This window comes from Rhizobium sophorae (assembly GCF_013087515.1).
Classification (GTDB): domain Bacteria; phylum Pseudomonadota; class Alphaproteobacteria; order Rhizobiales; family Rhizobiaceae; genus Rhizobium; species Rhizobium sophorae.
This window is the reverse complement of record NZ_JABFCN010000064.1, coordinates 1-16383: the sequence shown is the minus strand read 5'-3', so window position 1 is coordinate 16383 and position 16383 is coordinate 1. Positions and strand designations below refer to the sequence as shown.

Here is a 16383-nt window from a genome sequence, read left to right as displayed (position 1 = left end):
GAGACAAACATGGTCCAGTCGCTCCAGCTTGGCACGCCCAGCCAAGCCGACGATCAGAATGGCATGCGCCGGCTCAACCGCCTGCCGATCATCGTCGCCATCATCGTCATCGTGCTATTCATCGGCGTCGTCGTGATTGGTCTATCGCTGCGGGGGCTCTCCTTCAATCGTGGCGACATCGAGGGTGCTTCCAACACACCGGCGACGACTTTCGGGGACCAACTCAAGCGGGGTGTCACGGATGGCATTATCGGTGAACCAGAAAAGCAGGAGGTGTTTCAGCCGACACCCGTCGTGGTGGAAAAAAAGGAGACGCAGGAACCGGTCGTCGAGCGCCGACCTGAGGAGAGACAAGACCGTCGCCAAAGGCTCGAGTCAGAGGAAGAGTGGAAGGCTCGCCTGAAACGGGAGGAGGATGAACAATATATGCGCGAGGCCCAGCGCCAACGGATGGCACGTCTCCAGGCTCGCGCGACGGCGCTCGAATCGCCGTTGCAGGTAGACATCTCCGACGTCGAGAAGGCCGCAAACTCCACCAACGACACCGGCCGTCAGCCGACAAATATCGCAGCAAACAGCGCGTCAGACCTTTATGCCGCCGCCATGAAATCCGGCCTGATGGGACAGAACGTCGATCAGAACGGGCAGACGTCGAAGGAGGACTTTTTCAATCAGGACATCAAGGATCTCGGCTACCTGCCGAACCAGGTCGTGCCGCAGATGTCGCCGTATGAGCTGAAGCGTGGCTCAGTCATTCCCGCCACCTTGATCACCGGCCTCAACTCCGACCTGCCGGGGCGCATCAGCGCGCAGGTCAGCCAGAACGTCTATGACAGCGCCACCGGCTATCGGCTCCTGATCCCGCAGGGTGCCAAGCTCTTTGGCCGTTACGATTCCAAAGTCTCGTTCGGCCAGGAGCGTGTCCTCGTGGTCTGGACCGACCTGATCTTTCCTAATGGATCGACCCTGCAGATCGGCGGCATGGCCGGCACGGACGCCGAGGGATATGGCGGCTTCAAGGACAAGGTCGATCGGCATCTCTGGCGCACCTGGAGCTCGGCAGCACTCGTCGCGTTGATCGGAACTGGGATCGACATGTCGATGCCGGAGAGTTCGACGATTGCGACGCAGGACACGGCGTCCGATGCGGCTAGGCGGAATTTCGCGGAAAGCTTCGGGCGCGTCGCGGAGCAGACGATCTCGAAGAACCTCAATGTCCAGCCGACGATCCAAATCCGCCCGGGCTACAAATTCAACGTGCTCGTCGATCAGGATATTATTTTTCCGCAAGCTTATCGACGGTAGCAACTGTGATGAATTCTCTTATCACTGCACATGCTCCAAAAATACTCGCGACGATAGCGGCTTCCACAGTATATGGGCTTTTTCCGCCCTTAGGGGTTGCATTTAGCGACTGGCTCGGCGATTCTGGGGTCACTAACCCGCAAACGATAATGACTGTTACGGAAAGAAGCATGCAGGAAAACGAGCATTCGCCAACCTATCCCAACGCTTTCAGCGCGATGAAAAATGCGGCGACAGTGGCGTCCGCTTTGGATGAATTCCAATCGCACTATCCCATTGATTTCGTCACATTCCATCTTGCGAGGACAATCGTCGATAGCGTTGACGCGCCATTTGTACGAACCACCTATCCCGATAGCTGGGTTTCGCGCTATCTGCTTAACGACTACATAAACGTCGATCCAATCATTCGAGAGGGTTTTTCTCGACAGCTGCCTTTCGATTGGCGCGAGATTGATATTGCCGAGACCGCGCAGGAGTTCATGGTCGATGCCGAGCTGCACGGAATCGGGAGCAACGGGGTCTCTATCCCGATTGTTGACAAATCGCGTCGTTCGCTCCTTTCGATCAACTCCCAGAAGAGCGATGATGAGTGGGCGTTCATCGAGCGCCAATTTTTACCGGAGTGGCTTGAGCTCGGATTCCTTCTGCACCGCAAAGCAGTGTTCGAACTCCACGGAGAGAATGATCCCGTGCCTGCGCTAGGATCACGGGAAATCGAGTGCCTTCATTGGGCCTCGCGCGGTAAAGATAGCAAGGACATTGGCAAGATTCTGGGATTATCCGAGCATACGACGCGCGGCTACCTGAAATCGGCACGCTATAAGCTGGGTTGCCCCACATTGTCGGCCGCCATAGCCCATGCAGTACACCTGAACCTCATCACTCCTCATCTGGGTACCCCAACCTAGGGGTATCAGTCCGGGGGATTTATCTCCGCGCATTCCCGCTGCATGTTCGGACAGCCCGACGAACAGAGGGAGAGTGGGATTGAACGACGCGTTGAGGAATTTGATCGATACGATAGAGGCGTCGCAAGATGAGGTAGCGATCAAAACAGCGTTGCGTAACTACGGCAATGCATTCGGGCTTGAGCGATATGCTTATGTCGACGCGTCAGGCACCGAAATTCGCACCTTCAACAACTATCCAAAAGAATGGCAAGAAACATATTTAGCCAATCATTATTCACGCATCGATCCAGTCGTAACTGAAGCCAGGCGCCGACGCGAGGCCTTTGTCTGGACCGCAGATGATTGGCCGGCTCGAGGCATGTCCCAACTTCGAAAGTTCCGAGATCAGGCGTTCGATCACGGGATCCGTCGCGGCGTCACAATCGGGCTGAACGGCAGTTTCGGTTCACACATGATGCTGACGTTTGCAACATCGGAGGCACGAACAGATTTCCATGAATTGCAGCAAACACTTCCAGCTTTGCAGGCTTTGATGGTCATTCACTACCAATTGAGGTTCATCGCTGCGAAGATGCGCCTCGCCCCAAAGCAAACGCTGTCACCGCGTGAAGTGATGTGCCTTATGTGGGCGACGAAGGGAAAGACCGCACCCGAGACGGCGGTGCTCACCGGCATCAATGCTAGAACCGTGCAACACTATCTCGACAAGGCGCGTGAAAAGTTTGACGCCCAGTCCGTGCCGCAGCTCGTCGCAATTGCCAAGGATCGCGGCTTGGTCTGACGTTTATCCGTCACTCTCAAGTGGCACGTCCGGAACGTAGCCGAGCGCGTCCAGGATTTTCGAGAGTTCCTCTTGCTGGTTCTCGGACTTCTTCTGGCGCGCGATGTGTTCGTTTTGAAGGGCTTGAAGCACCGAACCGGAGATCGACGGGTCGTCACTGGCGAGAACCCACTCGTCATATACGGCTTGATCGGCTGCGAGGAGCCGACGGTGTTCGCGGATCGCCGAAACAGCCAGCGTCTCCAAATCCGATTTTCGCGCTGAACTGTAACGAAGTTGTCTTCCATTTTTGTCGTCTGCGCCGGATGAGCTGGCGTCCTTCATCCCCGTCTCCTCAAATTGCATACTGTGACGTCAAGACCCGAGGCCGCATACGCTCGCGATTAAATACCAGATCGTCACAGGATGGGAGGGAGTTCGTATTTTGAGCGGCTCAGCACTCGCGCGAAACTAACTTTCTGACGCTGCTGCATCATCTTGATTCGTCAACGGAATGTCTTTGTAGAGAATACTCCGTGGTGAAATACTCTACAAGCCGATGCTCTCTCGATCATGGAGATTCGAGAGGTATTTGCACGAAATCTGAAAGCCGCGCGGCTGGCCAAAGGCCTATCGCAAGAAGAGCTTGCTTTTCGAGCAGATATCGATCGCACTTACATCAGCTCCCTCGAGCGCAGCGTCTACAATGCGAGCATCGATGTGGTGGACCGCTTAGCAGCGATTTTGGAAGTAGAAGCATCTGATCTGCTGAAGCGGCCGCCGGAGAAGAAGTGACCCCTCCTTACTGGTCTGACGGGTCCCTGGTATCGAGAAGCTCCGTCAATCTTTACGGGCGATGTCAGCTGCATTATATATTCTCCACAAGGAGAATGATTATGACCGACACCTCACACGCCTACACGCCCGCCGAGGCCGCGGCTGTCAGCGAGATCGCTGTGAAGTCAGTGCACAATGCGATCGACAAGCGGATCATCGCGACGCATCTCATTGGCAGCCGGGGTCGAGCGCTCACCGATGAGGATCTGCTTCGGTTGAAGCTCTGGTACGGCGTCGGATCGATCTTGTCTGCCGAGCGCCGCAAGCGCTTATTCGATACGATCGACCAGAACCCGCATGCCGAAACTGTTAGGGCAGACGACTATCTCATTATCGACGTTGCGCGGGCACGAGAACAATTGGCCGCGCGGGCCGAGGCGCTTCGAGAGGCCGAACGAATGATTGAAAGCGTGAAAGGGGTCGTGGGCGGCGAGCCGGTGTTCAAGCGAACCCGTGTTCCCGTGCGAACGATTGCCGCGATGAAGACCCAGGGCGCAAGTACCGCGGAAATCGTCGAGGGTTATCCTGCGGTCACCGAGCGTATGGTGGACCTTGCCGAGATCTGGGCTGCGGCCCATCCCGGCAGGGGCCGGCCGCGGAAGCTTTCGGAACAGGGCCTGACGGTGAAATCCGTGAAGCGTCTGCGATTTCGAAACGACAGCGCTCCCAAACCCTCCGGCTCGACCTCGTGAAGTTCCTTATCGATGAATGCCTCCACACATCGCTTGTGGCCGTAGCGCAAGCGCATGGCCACGATTGTTTTCATGTGAACTGGCTGGGACTGAGCGGCGAAACCGACTGGGATCTGATGCCTCGGATCATCGAGGAGGATTTCACGTTCGTGACGAACAACGCCCGCGACTTCCGGAAGCTGTACGCGAAAGAGGAATTGCATGCGGGCCTGGTGATCATTGTCCCGCAGGTGCTTCCCGCGCAGCAACGAGAATTGTTTGCCCCTCATACTGCAGGATTTGGCGGGAGAGCAGGCTATGGTCAACGAAGTCATCGAAGTGACCCTCGATGGCGAGGACGCTGTTCTCACGCGCTATTCGCTTCCGGAGGCTTAGCGGCCTTCATTTGGCATCATTTGCCCCCAATCCTCGACAGGTCAATCCGCATCTCCGCTGATCCGACGCTTTCGGCATCTGTATCCGCAGGCGGCAGGTCGACGGTGGCCTTGTCCTGGTGTGCAGGCAACACGTTGTCGATCGTGACGCTTTTCCCAGGATCTTCCGCCTGAAAAACGCTCACCCCCTCGAACTCTCCGGTCTTCCAGGCATAGACCGCATCGTCGAAGATCTGCGGGAAGACATCGTCGTTCTTCGGATTGCCGTACCACTTGGCGACAATCCGCAAGACCTTGGCAAACATAGCCGTTCCCTTGCGGAGGTTTTCGCAAGGATCGACGAGATCGGGCTTCAGATCAGCCGCGTCCTTCACACCGACGCCAGCCGGAAACTGCGTCAGGCCGACACGCACCACCGCCTGGCCGACATACTGCCGGACGATCGCCATCGCCTCATCCTGCGTTGTCGCCTTCGGAACGAGGATCAATCGGCCACCTGATTTGACGGTGACGGCGAGCGGACCATTTGCGCCCGCCGCGGTCACGAACTGCTCGACGATTGCGGGCTTCAAAGAGGGGTCGGCGCATTGTTGGATGAGAGCGGCGTCGAGCATCAGGTCTCCATGGCATTCAGGTGTTGAAGGAGAAAACGACGGGTTTGTCGAACAGACGCGCCCAAGCGTTTGTGCTGGCGCGCTGGATAGCCACGATGGACGTCCCCTTGGTCCACCAACCGTTGCCGACGGCAATGACGACGTCCGGATCGTGGAGCATGGATTGGAGAAGGGGCCAGACGATCAGTTGCTCGTAGCAGATCAGGGGTGCGGCCCGCCTGTAGGCAATTGTCGCGACCGGGTTCGCGAAGAAATGCGCTCGCGCTCCGCCGCTCTGACCGAGGAGGGGCCGCCAAGGCTGCCACATCGAACCTGGCACCGGCATGCGCTCGCGATAAAGGAGGCGAGCCCCGTCGCTGGAGATGGCGATCAGAACATTGTCGTATCCGCCTGCATCTACGACAGCGGCGCCGGCGATAACGGTGGCGTCAGTTGCCTGCAAAGCTCGCACCCATAGCCGCTCGACGGTCGGCGTCCAGAAGCCAAGAGCGCTTTCGGGAAGAACAATCGAGCGGGCGCCGCCCGATGCCCGATCCGTGACCGTGGCAATCAGATCACGGTAACGCTGCAAGCTAGTGTCGCGCCCCAACGACGCTCCCATTTCGAGATCGACCCCCTGCCAACCTTGGGGTAGCGTCGATTCGTCCCAGGTTGCGGCGGACCCGATCCAAAAGCCTGCCAGGACGATCGCGACAGCTCGCCACATGCGGGTTACGAGGCCCATGAGGCCGGCTGTCACGGCAACCAGCCCCCACCATCCCCATCCTGGAAACAGCACGCCCGCGGCCGTGATCGGATGAGCCCAGCCGGTGATGCCGAATGGCGGAATGGCCATCAGAGCCGCTGCCAGGAAATAGTGACACGGACGAGCACCCGTCTCCTTCGTCCAGAGGACGGTGTACACGATGACGAAGCCGGTGGACGCACAGAGCCAGAGCAATAATCCAGGCCAGAGGTCAGACGAATAGAAGGTGGCTACGCCCTGCGGCAGACCGCGTGACGCAGCGAGAAAATAGCCGGCCGAGACAAACGCGGCCGTCAGCCTCGTTCGCGCAAGCGCCCAGAGAACCGGAAACGCGAGCGCGACCGGGAGAAGGAGGACATGTCCACTCCATCCCACCGTCCCGGCGACGATTGAAACGGCCATCAATGCGGTTGGCTGGAGGTGCTCACGGCGCATAGGTGAGCACCGGTTGCGCCAGACCGAGGATTCCGGAGGCGGGCAGGGGGCCGAAATAGCGGGAGTCATAGGAGCTCCTGAACGGTGAATGGAGAAAGACGCTTTCGTCGGGCACGACGCCGCCGGGAAATGGCTTCATCGACCGGCCATTGCCGTCCCGCTCTGCCAGATCGGAAAATGGGATTGGATGCCCATCGATTGTCACTCGGGCGCCGATTTGAACATGCTGCCCGGGGACTGCGACGACGGTCTTGATGAGCGGCGCTACGCCGCCCGGGCAGGTGCCGGAGCGGAGATAACCACGCTCTCTCGCCGCCATCATCACCGCAGTTTGCGGAGGGCAAATGAAGACAAGGTCTCCGGCAGCGGCCGGGCGATCGAGCGCCACGATCCGCCAGAGGCCGAGGGGTTCGCTCGGTGTCAGGTTGATGCGGAAACCGCCGACGATTGCGGCAGCAACACCGCTGCCAACGATGGATGCCGCCAAGGCCAAGAGCACGACTGCATGCGCCCTTTGAGCGCGTCGCGTCCCAAACGCAAACACGGATGTCTTCATTTGAGCGAGAGCCCCTGGCTCTTCGTCTGACGCAGGGTCTCCGCTTGCTTCAGCGCCTCGGTCGTGCGCTCATGAGCGGCGAGTTGCTGCACCGTCCGCATCGAATTCCACGCCGATTGCACCTCCGTCTTCTGTCCGGCCGTCATTCCCGAAGTGACGGCACTGAAGGTCTGTCCATTGGGTTCCTTCGCGGCAAGCGACAGGAAGGTTCGCTCGCCGAACCGCTCCGATACCGCCTTGGCGAAACCCTCCAGTTCCGCCTTCACCATTTTGTCGGCGAGCGCGTATTCGAGACCGGCGGGCAGGTCGTTCCGGTCGATCGCATCGCGAACGCGTTCCAATGTTTGTTTTGCGTTTGGCGACAGTGCGGGAATATCGATCGAGACCTTCAGCCGGACGGCACGTTCTTCGACCTCGAACTTGCGTTCCGCCTCCGCCCGCTGGCGCAGATAGCGCTCCAAATTTCGGGCCAGCGCCGGCGCATTGGTCCCAGCCTTCTCGCGCTCCTGTCTGTCGGAGCGGCTGGCGAGGATCCCGGTCTTGCCCTTCAGCGCGCCGAAGCTTTCGGGCTCCGACCCAAGCTTGGCCAACGTGGATTTCTGGGCGGTCTCGTCCTTCAGCATTGCATCGACATTGACTGCCTTGAACGCGCTTTCCGGCTGGGCGTAAACGAGGTGGAAGCGGGTCGAGACCTCCTCCCATTGCTTCTTCAATCCTGGATCGGCGGCGATCTTGTCCTCGATCGCCTGGTCGACCGATTTGGCGAAGGTTGTGATGCCCGAGACCATCGGCTTTGCCTCCTTGGTGTTGTTTTGGGTTGGGGACTGCGCGGCGCCGCGGATGAGGCCGAGCTTGCCGGCGACGGCGGCAAGGCGAGCGCCGAGATTGGCAAGTTTTTGCTTTTGGCTGACGACCCATTCCAGCCGGTCGCGAACCAGGGTTCGGGCGACGTTGACCAGATGCAGACCGCGTGCTTCGGCAAAACGAAGCGCCTCGCGGTAGAAGTCACTTTTCTCGTAATCGAGAGTCGTTTCCTTCGCGTTCCTTCGCGACAAGATCGGGATCAACCCACCGTTCTTCGCGAAGGATCTACGGCCGTAGTAGACGGTCAGGTCCTCACGATGACGGGTCATGGCGACATAGGTGAGATGGCGATCGAGCGAAAGGGAAGCGAGCACCTTGACCTGGTCGACCGTCGCGCCCTGGCTCTTGTGGATGGTCGTGGCATAGCCGTGATCGAGGTTGTTGTAGAAGCGCTGTTCGACCAGCACCTGGCGAGCATTCTCCCTCTCGCCGATCCGCGCGGTGATGCGTCCTGGTCCCGTCTCGACGACCTTGGCCAGCATGCCGTTCTTGACGCCGAGCGATCCCTCGTTCTTCAGGAAAACGATCTGATCGCCGACGGCGAAGTTGCGTCCGCCATCGGCGGTCTTGAACATGGTTCCCTGGTCGAGAACCCCGCGTTCGATAAGCTTGATGCGCGCCATTTGGTTGAGCATGCGCACGTCGCGGCGCAGATGAGCGAGGATAAGCGACGTCTTTGCCGGATCGTAATCGCGGTCCCAGGCAGCGATCAGGTTGTCGACTGCGTCGGCTTTCAGGTCCGATCCTATTATCTTGCCATTGGCACGGTAGGCGTCGACCGCCCGGCCGACCTTACCGCGCGCGAGATCGAGCGAGGCATAGCGCATCCATTGCTGGCGCTGGCGATAGATCGTTTCGAGTTCGGCATAGCCGATGCGATCGGCGATGGCGCGGAAGGCAGCCCCAGCCTCGATCGGTTGAAGCTGTTCGGGATCGCCGACGAGAACGAGCTTGGCACCGGCTTTCGTCACCGCTTCGACGAACAGCGCCATCTGCCTAGATGACACCATGCCGGCCTCGTCGAGAACGAACACCGTCTTGCCATCGAGCTGGTCACGGCCCTGGTTCCAGCGAAGGTCCCACGATGCAAGGGTCCGAGAGATGATGCCCGCTTCCTTCTCCAGGCCCTCGGCCGCCTTGCCGGCAAGTGCTGCGCCGACGACCCGATAACCGGCCGCTTCCCATGCCTCCCGCGCCGCCTTCATCATCGTCGTCTTGCCGGCGCCGGCGCGGCCGATCACGGCGGCGATCCGCTCAGGTCCCGCCACATGTTCGATCGCGGTCCTCTGCTCGTCAGATAGACGTTCATGACGCTCGAATGTCGCTGCCAGCACTGCGTCGCGAACGCCATGCGAAGAGCGCTGAGACAGCCAGATGGCGCGATTGGCCATCTCGGCTTCGAGCCGGATCATGTCGCGCGTCGTGTACTTGGCGGGCACTCGGATACCGGTGGCAAGGTCGATCCGCTCGCGCTCGATGCGGAAGGTTTCGGGGTGCAGAATGATCCGTACCATAAGGCTTTGGAACAGATCCGCGTCGTCGACGTAGCGGTGGAGGTTCTTAGCCACGTCGCGCTCGTCGAAGACGCTCTTCTCACGCGTGATCAGGTCGAGCACGAGCTTCGGATTATGGTCGATTCGTCTCGCGTTCTCGGCCCTGCGAGCCTCCTGCAGTTCGAGGCGTTCGAGCTCGACCGGGTCGGACGCACCATCTGATTTTCGCTCGATCGCCTTCGTGCCGACGCCGAGATGGATAGTCGGCTCGAGTTCAATCCCTTGCTTCTCGAAGGAGCGGCCATCGACGTAAATGTCGAGGCCGGCGAGCGCCAGGTGCCTGTTCTGGCAGGCAAACCAGCCGTCGCGAAACGCGTTGAAATCGTCGATGCTTCCGGCCCAAAGCTCATAGACGATTTTGCCGGCGTCGTTGCGGATCGGATTGCCGTCCGGTCCTGTTACCGGGACCTTCTTGGCTCCAAAACCGTCCGCGGTCAGCGGCCGCAAGGTCGTCATGAGATGAACATGCGGATTGCCGGGCGCATCATGGTAGACCCAGTCGGCCACCATGCCCTTCGCCGTGATGTACTGCTCGACGAAATCCCGCACCAGCGCGATGTTCTGCTTGGGCGTCAGCTCGACCGGCAAGGCGATCGTCACATCCTTGGCGAGCTGCGCGTCGGAGCGCTTCTCGAAATCTTCGACCTTGTTCCAGAAAGCCTCGGAAGCGCCGGACACCGAACGATCGGCAATCATCGAGCGCAGCCATTGCGGCGCGTCGGCGGGAATGACGAACTCCTCATGGAGCAATCCCTGCTTGCGGGTGTAATCGATCGTGCGGGCCTCGCGCTCGAACTCCATCTTGGCGCAATGCCGGTAGGCCGCTGACAGCACGGCGCTGCGGCCTGAGCCGCGGGCGACGACGCTGACGGAGAAATGGGGGACGGCCACGGCGGAACTCTTTCAACAGGTTCTGTCCAAGAGCGGCAGGCCCGCTAGGGGCCTCAAGCAAGGACGTCGCACCAGCGACGTATAATTGCGCCCTTCGGATCCGCTCCTTCGGAACGGCCGGGATCATTCACGAAAGCATCGCCCTTGGCGATTGTAGGATTCACAGTAGTGCGTTCCGCACTCACCTCCGGGACATTGGGTACGAAAGACAAGCTTTCTCACCCAAGGGAGTTAGACGGAATGAAGAAGCCATCCTCGAAAATCCGCGACGAAATCGCCAAGCTCCAGGAGCAGCTCAAGGCCGCCGAGACCCGTGAGGCAGAGCGCATCGGCCGGATCGCCCTCAAGGCTGGACTTGGCGACATCGAGATCGACGAGGCGGAGCTGCAGGGCGCCTTCGAGGATCTGGCCAAACGGTTTCGCGGAGGAAAGGCCGCGACGACCGGAGGGAAGAGGGGAGCTGACGTCGGCGAAAGCAGCGCACCGTCCACGCAGAACCCGTCTGTCGCGCCTGCGGGCGGGACTGCTGAGGCTTGAGCGGATGGCGCGCACGACAATATCCGACGCCCGCAAGAAGGACACGCGGGAGAAGATCGAGCTTGGCGGTCTGATCGTCAAAGCCGGTCTTCGCTACGAGAAGCGGGCGCTTCTGCTGGGCGCGCTGATCGATTTGAGCGAGCGGCTCAAAACCAATGTACAGGAACGATCGCGGCTTCTGGCAATCGGTGCGGAGGCCTTTGGGAAAGCCGATGAGTAGGATCATGCTCTTCATCGCCCCCGTCGCGCTCATGATTCTCGTCGCCGCTGGTTTGACCGGGATCGAGCACTGGCTGTCCGGGCTCGGAAAAACGGAAGCCGCACGGCAGACGCTTGGTCGGGCCGGGATCGCGCTGCCTTATGTCAGTGCAGGGCTCGTCGGCATCGTCTTCCTGTTTGCCAGCGCCGGCGCGATCAGGATCAAGACGGCTGGATGGGGCGTCGTCGCCGGCGGTGCGGCGACGATCCTGATCGCCGCAATTCGCGAAACGATGAGGTTGTCTGCGCTCACCGATAAGGTTCCGGCCGGTATGTCCATTTTCTCCTATGTCGATCCGGCGACGCTGATCGGAGCGGCGGCGGCGGCGATTGCCGCATGCTTTGCTCTGCGTGTCGCGTTGGCCGGCAATGCGGCATTCGCCAGCGCCGAGCCGAAGCGCGTCCGCGGCAAGCGGGCGCTGCATGGCGAGGCCGAGTGGATGAAGCTGCCGGAAGCGGCAAACCTGTTTTCGGATACCGGCGGAATCGTGATCGGTGAGCGATACCGTGTCGACAAGGACAGCACCGCAGCGCGCTCGTTTCGTGCCGACGAGCCGGAAACATGGGGCGCCGGCGGCAAATCACCGCTGCTCTGCTTCGACGGCTCGTTCGGTTCGTCGCACGGTATCGTGTTCGCCGGTTCGGGCGGTTTCAAAACAACATCGGTGACGATCCCGACCGCTCTGAAATGGGGCGGCTCGCTGATCGTTCTCGATCCATCGAACGAGGTGGCGCCGATGGTCTCAGCCCACCGGACGAGCGCGAACCGGGATCTGTTTGTCCTCGACCCGAAGAACCCGGCAACAGGCTTCAATGCCCTGGACTGGATCGGCAAGTTCGGCGGGACGAAGGAAGAGGATATCGCCTCCGTCGCCTCATGGATCATGAGCGACAGTGGCGGCGCGCGCGGCGTGCGCGATGATTTCTTCCGAGCCTCGGCATTGCAATTGTTGACGGCGATGATCGCCGATGTTTGTCTCTCCGGTCACACGGAGAAGGAAAACCAAACGCTGCGCCAGGTTCGCGCCAATCTCTCTGAGCCCGAACCGAAGTTGCGGCAACGTCTGCAGGAGATCTACGACAATTCGGACTCGGATTTCGTCAAGGAGAACGTCGCGGCCTTCGTCAATATGACACCCGAAACCTTCTCTGGCGTCTATGCCAACGCGATCAAGGAAACCCACTGGCTGTCGTATTCGAACTATGCCGCGCTGGTTTCGGGTAGGACGTTTTCCACGGGCGATCTCGCCGATGGGAACACCGACGTCTTTATCAACATCGATCTGAAAACACTGGAGACGCATGCCGGCCTCGCGCGCGTCATTATCGGCTCGTTCCTCAACGGGATATATAACCGTAATGGGACTATGCCCGGCAGAGCGCTCTTCCTCCTCGATGAGGTGGCGCGGCTCGGATACATGCGGATCCTGGAAACGGCGCGCGATGCCGGCCGAAAGTACGGCATCACGCTCACCATGATCTACCAGTCGATCGGCCAGATGCGCGAAACCTATGGCGGGCGCGACGCCGCCAGCAAGTGGTTCGAGAGCGCGAGCTGGATCAGTTTTGCGGCGATCAACGATCCGGAAACGGCGGATTACATCTCGCGCCGTTGCGGCACGACGACGGTCGAGATCGACCAGGTCAGCCGCAGTTTCCAGGCGAAGGGATCCTCGCGCACGCGATCGAAGCAGCTGGCCGCGCGACCGTTGATCCAGCCGCACGAGGTGCTTCGCATGCGCGCCGATGAGCAGATCGTCTTTACCGCGGGCAATGCGCCGCTCAGATGTGGCCGCGCGATCTGGTTTCGGCGCGACGACATGAAGGCTTGCGTTGGGACGAACAGGTTTCACAGGCTCAGAGGCACGCCGGAAGCCTCTCGGATCGAGCCGGCGCGCAGTGCAACGAGCAAGGCCGATCCAGAACAATGAAGAGTATCGGAGAAATCAGCATAGCGGCCGCACGAAAGGGCGGGATTTCGGGAATTCTCGTCGTGCGAGGAGCGGGAAACAGCGCAGCCGCAGGAGCCTCAACATAGTGGCCCGGAGGGGAGGCGGGACCGACTGCGCCCCGCTCCCGCACACCATATTGCCGGCCCGACTGCAGGTCGAGGCCGTGCGTCTCCGTAAACGCAGATGAAACCGGGGTCGATATAGGATGAGGCAAACAGGAAGGGAGCGGGCAGGTGGCGAAATCGAATGTGGTTCCGTTCAGAAGGCCGCGGAAATCCGGCGGCAAGAACGATCGCCGTAGCCCGCAGAGAAAATCCCGAACGGGATGGAAGGGTCCACGCATATCGCTGATGGCAGTCATCTCAGCTATTGTCATTGCTGCGGCAGGCTGGCTTGCCTTTGGCGGCGCCGGCAGCCTCCCCGGACTGCCGGCCGTGGCCAAGACACCGGCAGCGGACTCATCGTCGGCCGCGTTTTCAATCTGCGGCGACGGCCGTCATGTGAATTGTGTCGTCGACGGCGACACGTTCTGGTTCCAGGGCCAGAAAATCCGCATTGCCGATATCGACACGCCGGAACTCAGCCCGCCGCGCTGCGAGGCGGAACGGATCAAAGGCGAGGCGGCGAAGGCACGCCTGCTGGCGCTGCTGAATGGAGGCAACTTCTCACTGACGGCCGGCTGGCGCGACGAAGACAAGTATGGCCGCAAGCTCCGGACCGTAACGCGATCGGGACACTCGATCGGCGACACACTTATCGATGAGGGTCTCGCCAGACGCTGGGACGGCGCAAGACATGGATGGTGCGGCTGAGTGCCGCGAGAGGATCGTCGCCCATGGGGCGGAGACCGTGTGCGGGCTCCGTGAGCGCCGCGACTAGAGCCGTGCGCCGCAGGCGTCTCGCCCAAACACAATGCGAGTTTTCGCCTATCATCACCGATATGAATCGATCAACGCCGACCGATTCATAACTGTCGTTGGACGCGATTCCGGGGATCGGCGATTCTGGTCTCATGATCGCACAGCCCTATCACCTCTATGTCGAACGCACCGATGTAGCGAAGAACATGGCGCGCTACTATGCCATGTCGATCGAACCGAACCTCTTCGGCGATGTTTGCCTGCTCAGGAAATGGGGGCGCATTGGCGCAAAGGGTCAGACGATGATCCATCATTTCGGACGGGAAGAAGAAGCCGTGCGGCTGTTTCTCGATCTGCTCCGACAAAAGCGAAAACGCGGTTACCGCCCGCGCGCCTCTGTGGCGAGTTGAGAAAGGCCCGTCGAAGCGGGCCATGTGGGCGCCTCATCGGCGCCGGTCCCAATCGGTCTCGAAGGACACCTCGATATCGAGGAAGAACGGGATCTTGATCGCAAGCTTCAGGCCGATTTTCCCCTTGCGGAAGAAGTGGCTGATCACTTTGCCGAGGGCGCGGAGCCGGCGGCCAGTGGCGGCGAGGAATTTGGCGAGCTGTTGCATGGTATTTCTCCTTTCGAATTGCGGTCATCGCGAGGATAAGCGGCGGACCGGAAAGGAGGGGCGCACCCAGAGGGCCGCAACGAACGGACTTGCCGGCGACTGAATTTTGATCGGCGAGGAGCCGCAGAAGGCGGCGGGGAAAATTCTGGCGGCGGCAGGTTGCGTCGCGACGCAGGGGCTGCAGCATCCCCGATGATAGATGACGGCAGGTCGAAAGGAAGAGGCTCAGCTGGCCGTTCTCGCCATCATTGCGATGGTCTCGCAGGCAGCGCAACGAAGGGCCGCTCTCGCCGCCCTCCGGATGGTCGAGCCCGCCGACGGATTGATTATGATGCTGGGCACCTGATGTAGCTGACACGGGAGGCGCTTACAGCGATACCGGTTTCGCGTGTGATATCCTTGATGATCGGCGCAAGTGAGCCGAGTTCGACGTCGGTGAGCGCAATCAGCTTCGGATAGTCGATGTCGACGCCGGTATAGTCAGCCGTCAAAGCGCTGGACCAATCGCCGCCGTTGATGCGGAATTCGTGCGTGTCGAAATCGATGTCGAGCTCATCCATCAGGTTGATGGTGAAGCGCCCGAAGATCTCAGCCTCACCCTCAAGCCGGTACTCCGCGATGAGAACGCTGCGCTCCAGCGCCATGATAATCCGCACGCGCCCAATTGCTGCCTCCAGTCCTTCGAGCAGGCGATCATGAAGCTCTCGCGAGAATTCGCTGTCGCGGCCGAACCGGTTCGCCAGGACGACAAGCCGGAAACCGGAAAGCTTGGTGTAGAGCGCAAGGTTATGGTCAGATGTCATTGTGTGATCTCCTCATCTTGATGACGGAGATCGGCCACTCCGTGGCAAAGAGGGGTCAAGGACCGCGGGACGCGGCTCGCAAGCGGGGGAACCGATTTTTCCGAGAAGCGAAGTGCAACGCAGCGGCGGAAAAATTGGGGGAACCGCGCCGTCCTTGACGCCGGATTTGCTGGAGTAAAATAGGAGGTCAGAGAGAGAAGAGACCCACGGCCCTGGAGGGGACGTGACCGTATCCGGCGCGAGCCGGTGAGAGTGTCGAGGGGAAACTCCTGACAGCCGGGAGGCCGGTCGATCCGGCGGACCGGCTCATGATCCAGCAGAATGAGAGCCGCCTCAGAAGGGCGGCTCGGCTTCGATGATGCCGTCCTGTTCGGCAAGCGCCACGGCCAGATCAGCCTGGGCGAGCTGAAGCTCCGCTTCGACCTGGCGCCGCTCGACGGCGTCGCAGGCGTTCCTCAACTCGGCCCGCAGCTCCTCGATGTGCTGTTCGATGGTCATCGTCTCATCTCCTTGAGTTCGTGAAAGACGAGACGGCGGGGCGGGAAGAGATGACGGGGTCAAGGAGCGCGGAAGCGACCGGCGGAGCCGGCGAGTGGGGGAGCCGATTTTGTCGGAGTGGAGGGCGCACCGGAGCGAAGGCAAAATTGGGGGCACCGCTCGTCCTCGAGGCAGGCATTTCTTCCCGGCACGATAGCCTCCACTGAGCAGACAAATTCCGGTTCCGTATCGCACCGAAAAAGCCGGCGGCAGGCTCGACGCCTGCCGACGGCTTATCTTTGTCGCCGGTTGACCCCGCCTCGGCGGCGGGGCCTGTCC

General features: G+C 60.4%; 18 protein-coding genes and 1 pseudogene. 11 read left to right on the top strand and 8 right to left on the bottom strand.

Going from position 1 to position 16383, the window contains the following annotated elements; genetic code table 11:
* Positions 1 to 9 precede the first annotated feature (9 nt).
* The 3 genes from trbI (at position 10) to G9X64_RS32180 (ending at position 3000) form a co-directional block, all read left to right on the top strand.
* A complete protein-coding gene (gene trbI / locus G9X64_RS32190; RefSeq protein WP_096771500.1) occupies positions 10 to 1305 on the top strand; it encodes an IncP-type conjugal transfer protein TrbI in 1296 nt (431 codons plus the stop codon).
* A gap of 170 nt (positions 1306 to 1475) precedes the next feature.
* On the top strand, positions 1476 to 2216 hold the full coding sequence (locus tag G9X64_RS32185; protein WP_096764645.1) for a LuxR family transcriptional regulator: 741 nt from the start codon (positions 1476 to 1478) through the stop codon (positions 2214 to 2216).
* Positions 2217 to 2295: 79 nt separating this feature from the next.
* Positions 2296 to 3000: an autoinducer binding domain-containing protein gene (locus tag G9X64_RS32180; RefSeq protein ID WP_088395890.1), complete on the top strand. Its 705-nt coding sequence runs from the start codon at positions 2296 to 2298 to the stop codon at positions 2998 to 3000.
* 3 nt (positions 3001 to 3003) lie between these two features.
* Here the strand turns inward: G9X64_RS32180 and G9X64_RS32175 are convergent, their stop codons facing one another.
* The gene (locus G9X64_RS32175) at positions 3004 to 3324 is read right to left on the bottom strand and encodes a transcriptional repressor TraM (protein ID WP_088395889.1); all 321 of its coding nucleotides are present in this window, start codon (positions 3322 to 3324) and stop codon (positions 3004 to 3006) included.
* 228 nt (positions 3325 to 3552) lie between these two features.
* Between G9X64_RS32175 and G9X64_RS32170 the strand changes: the two genes are divergently transcribed.
* The 3 genes and pseudogenes from G9X64_RS32170 to G9X64_RS37190 form a co-directional block, all read left to right on the top strand.
* Positions 3553 to 3774 carry a helix-turn-helix domain-containing protein gene (locus G9X64_RS32170; protein WP_088395888.1) on the top strand — a complete coding sequence of 74 codons (222 nt, stop codon included), beginning with the start codon at positions 3553 to 3555 and terminating at the stop codon, positions 3772 to 3774.
* 101 nt (positions 3775 to 3875) lie between these two features.
* A complete protein-coding gene (locus G9X64_RS32165) occupies positions 3876 to 4508 on the top strand; it encodes a DUF433 domain-containing protein (RefSeq protein ID WP_088395887.1) in 633 nt (210 codons plus the stop codon).
* Positions 4505 to 4717, top strand: a pseudogene (locus G9X64_RS37190) (DUF5615 family PIN-like protein); the annotation flags it as partial. The gene G9X64_RS32165 and the pseudogene G9X64_RS37190, both read left to right, overlap by 4 nt.
* A gap of 182 nt (positions 4718 to 4899) precedes the next feature.
* Here G9X64_RS37190 and G9X64_RS32155 read toward each other — a convergent pair.
* The 4 genes from G9X64_RS32155 to traA are packed head-to-tail and all read right to left on the bottom strand — an operon-like array spanning position 4900 to position 10540.
* Positions 4900 to 5496 (bottom strand): TraH family protein, encoded by a 597-nt coding sequence (locus G9X64_RS32155; RefSeq protein WP_096771501.1) that lies wholly within the window; start codon positions 5494 to 5496, stop codon positions 4900 to 4902.
* Positions 5497 to 5512: 16 nt separating this feature from the next.
* Positions 5513 to 6676 (bottom strand): conjugal transfer protein TraB, encoded by a 1164-nt coding sequence (locus tag G9X64_RS32150; protein WP_088395885.1) that lies wholly within the window; start codon positions 6674 to 6676, stop codon positions 5513 to 5515.
* Positions 6666 to 7232 carry a conjugative transfer signal peptidase TraF gene (traF, locus tag G9X64_RS32145; RefSeq protein WP_088395884.1) on the bottom strand — a complete coding sequence of 189 codons (567 nt, stop codon included), beginning with the start codon at positions 7230 to 7232 and terminating at the stop codon, positions 6666 to 6668. The genes G9X64_RS32150 and traF overlap by 11 nt, the downstream gene beginning before the upstream one ends.
* On the bottom strand, positions 7229 to 10540 hold the full coding sequence (traA, locus tag G9X64_RS32140; RefSeq protein WP_096771502.1) for a Ti-type conjugative transfer relaxase TraA: 3312 nt from the start codon (positions 10538 to 10540) through the stop codon (positions 7229 to 7231). Before traA ends, traF begins: the two co-directional genes overlap by 4 nt.
* Positions 10541 to 10780: 240 nt before the next feature.
* Between traA and traC the strand changes: the two genes are divergently transcribed.
* The 5 genes from traC to G9X64_RS32115 all read left to right on the top strand — a co-directional run bounded on the left by traC (position 10781) and on the right by G9X64_RS32115 (position 14557).
* Positions 10781 to 11077 (top strand): conjugal transfer protein TraC, encoded by a 297-nt coding sequence (gene traC / locus G9X64_RS32135; RefSeq protein WP_088395915.1) that lies wholly within the window; start codon positions 10781 to 10783, stop codon positions 11075 to 11077.
* Between the two features lie 4 nt (positions 11078 to 11081).
* The gene (traD, locus tag G9X64_RS32130) at positions 11082 to 11297 is read left to right on the top strand and encodes a type IV conjugative transfer system coupling protein TraD (protein ID WP_040140151.1); all 216 of its coding nucleotides are present in this window, start codon (positions 11082 to 11084) and stop codon (positions 11295 to 11297) included.
* A complete protein-coding gene (gene traG / locus G9X64_RS32125) occupies positions 11290 to 13266 on the top strand; it encodes a Ti-type conjugative transfer system protein TraG (protein ID WP_096771503.1) in 1977 nt (658 codons plus the stop codon). The genes traD and traG overlap by 8 nt, the downstream gene beginning before the upstream one ends.
* A 371-nt stretch (positions 13267 to 13637) precedes the next feature.
* Positions 13638 to 14099 carry a thermonuclease family protein gene (locus G9X64_RS32120; RefSeq protein ID WP_210259757.1) on the top strand — a complete coding sequence of 154 codons (462 nt, stop codon included), beginning with the start codon at positions 13638 to 13640 and terminating at the stop codon, positions 14097 to 14099.
* A 200-nt stretch (positions 14100 to 14299) separates the two neighbouring features.
* A complete protein-coding gene (locus G9X64_RS32115) occupies positions 14300 to 14557 on the top strand; it encodes a WGR domain-containing protein (RefSeq protein WP_096771504.1) in 258 nt (85 codons plus the stop codon).
* A 33-nt stretch (positions 14558 to 14590) separates the two neighbouring features.
* On the opposite strand, the gene G9X64_RS32110 is transcribed toward G9X64_RS32115, so the two are convergent.
* The 3 genes from G9X64_RS32110 to G9X64_RS32100 all read right to left on the bottom strand — a co-directional run bounded on the left by G9X64_RS32110 (position 14591) and on the right by G9X64_RS32100 (position 16065).
* Positions 14591 to 14764: a hypothetical protein gene (locus G9X64_RS32110; RefSeq protein WP_170961491.1), complete on the bottom strand. Its 174-nt coding sequence runs from the start codon at positions 14762 to 14764 to the stop codon at positions 14591 to 14593.
* Between the two features lie 326 nt (positions 14765 to 15090).
* Positions 15091 to 15567, bottom strand: a complete 477-nt coding sequence (locus tag G9X64_RS32105) for a hypothetical protein (RefSeq protein ID WP_096771505.1) — start codon at positions 15565 to 15567, stop codon at positions 15091 to 15093.
* Positions 15568 to 15900: 333 nt separating this feature from the next.
* On the bottom strand, positions 15901 to 16065 hold the full coding sequence (locus tag G9X64_RS32100; protein ID WP_167669584.1) for a hypothetical protein: 165 nt from the start codon (positions 16063 to 16065) through the stop codon (positions 15901 to 15903).
* Positions 16066 to 16383: the final 318 nt, after the last annotated feature.

Excerpts from the sequence above, each read along its gene's own strand:
- trbI (WP_096771500.1), top strand. The coding sequence starts at position 10 with ATGGTCCAGTCGCTCCAGCTTGGCACGCCCAGCCAAGCCGACGATCAG.
- G9X64_RS32185 (WP_096764645.1), top strand. The coding sequence starts at position 1,476 with ATGCAGGAAAACGAGCATTCGCCAACCTATCCCAACGCTTTCAGCGCG.
- G9X64_RS32175 (WP_088395889.1), bottom strand. The coding sequence starts at position 3,324 with ATGAAGGACGCCAGCTCATCCGGCGCAGACGACAAAAATGGAAGACAA.
- G9X64_RS32170 (WP_088395888.1), top strand. The coding sequence starts at position 3,553 with ATGGAGATTCGAGAGGTATTTGCACGAAATCTGAAAGCCGCGCGGCTG.
- G9X64_RS32165 (WP_088395887.1), top strand. The coding sequence starts at position 3,876 with ATGACCGACACCTCACACGCCTACACGCCCGCCGAGGCCGCGGCTGTC.
- G9X64_RS32155 (WP_096771501.1), bottom strand. The coding sequence starts at position 5,496 with ATGCTCGACGCCGCTCTCATCCAACAATGCGCCGACCCCTCTTTGAAG.
- G9X64_RS32150 (WP_088395885.1), bottom strand. The coding sequence starts at position 6,676 with ATGCGCCGTGAGCACCTCCAGCCAACCGCATTGATGGCCGTTTCAATC.
- traF (WP_088395884.1), bottom strand. The coding sequence starts at position 7,232 with ATGAAGACATCCGTGTTTGCGTTTGGGACGCGACGCGCTCAAAGGGCG.
- traC (WP_088395915.1), top strand. The coding sequence starts at position 10,781 with ATGAAGAAGCCATCCTCGAAAATCCGCGACGAAATCGCCAAGCTCCAG.
- traD (WP_040140151.1), top strand. The coding sequence starts at position 11,082 with ATGGCGCGCACGACAATATCCGACGCCCGCAAGAAGGACACGCGGGAG.
- traG (WP_096771503.1), top strand. The coding sequence starts at position 11,290 with ATGAGTAGGATCATGCTCTTCATCGCCCCCGTCGCGCTCATGATTCTC.
- G9X64_RS32120 (WP_210259757.1), top strand. The coding sequence starts at position 13,638 with ATGGCAGTCATCTCAGCTATTGTCATTGCTGCGGCAGGCTGGCTTGCC.
- G9X64_RS32115 (WP_096771504.1), top strand. The coding sequence starts at position 14,300 with ATGATCGCACAGCCCTATCACCTCTATGTCGAACGCACCGATGTAGCG.
- G9X64_RS32110 (WP_170961491.1), bottom strand. The coding sequence starts at position 14,764 with ATGCAACAGCTCGCCAAATTCCTCGCCGCCACTGGCCGCCGGCTCCGC.
- G9X64_RS32105 (WP_096771505.1), bottom strand. The coding sequence starts at position 15,567 with ATGACATCTGACCATAACCTTGCGCTCTACACCAAGCTTTCCGGTTTC.
- G9X64_RS32100 (WP_167669584.1), bottom strand. The coding sequence starts at position 16,065 with ATGACCATCGAACAGCACATCGAGGAGCTGCGGGCCGAGTTGAGGAAC.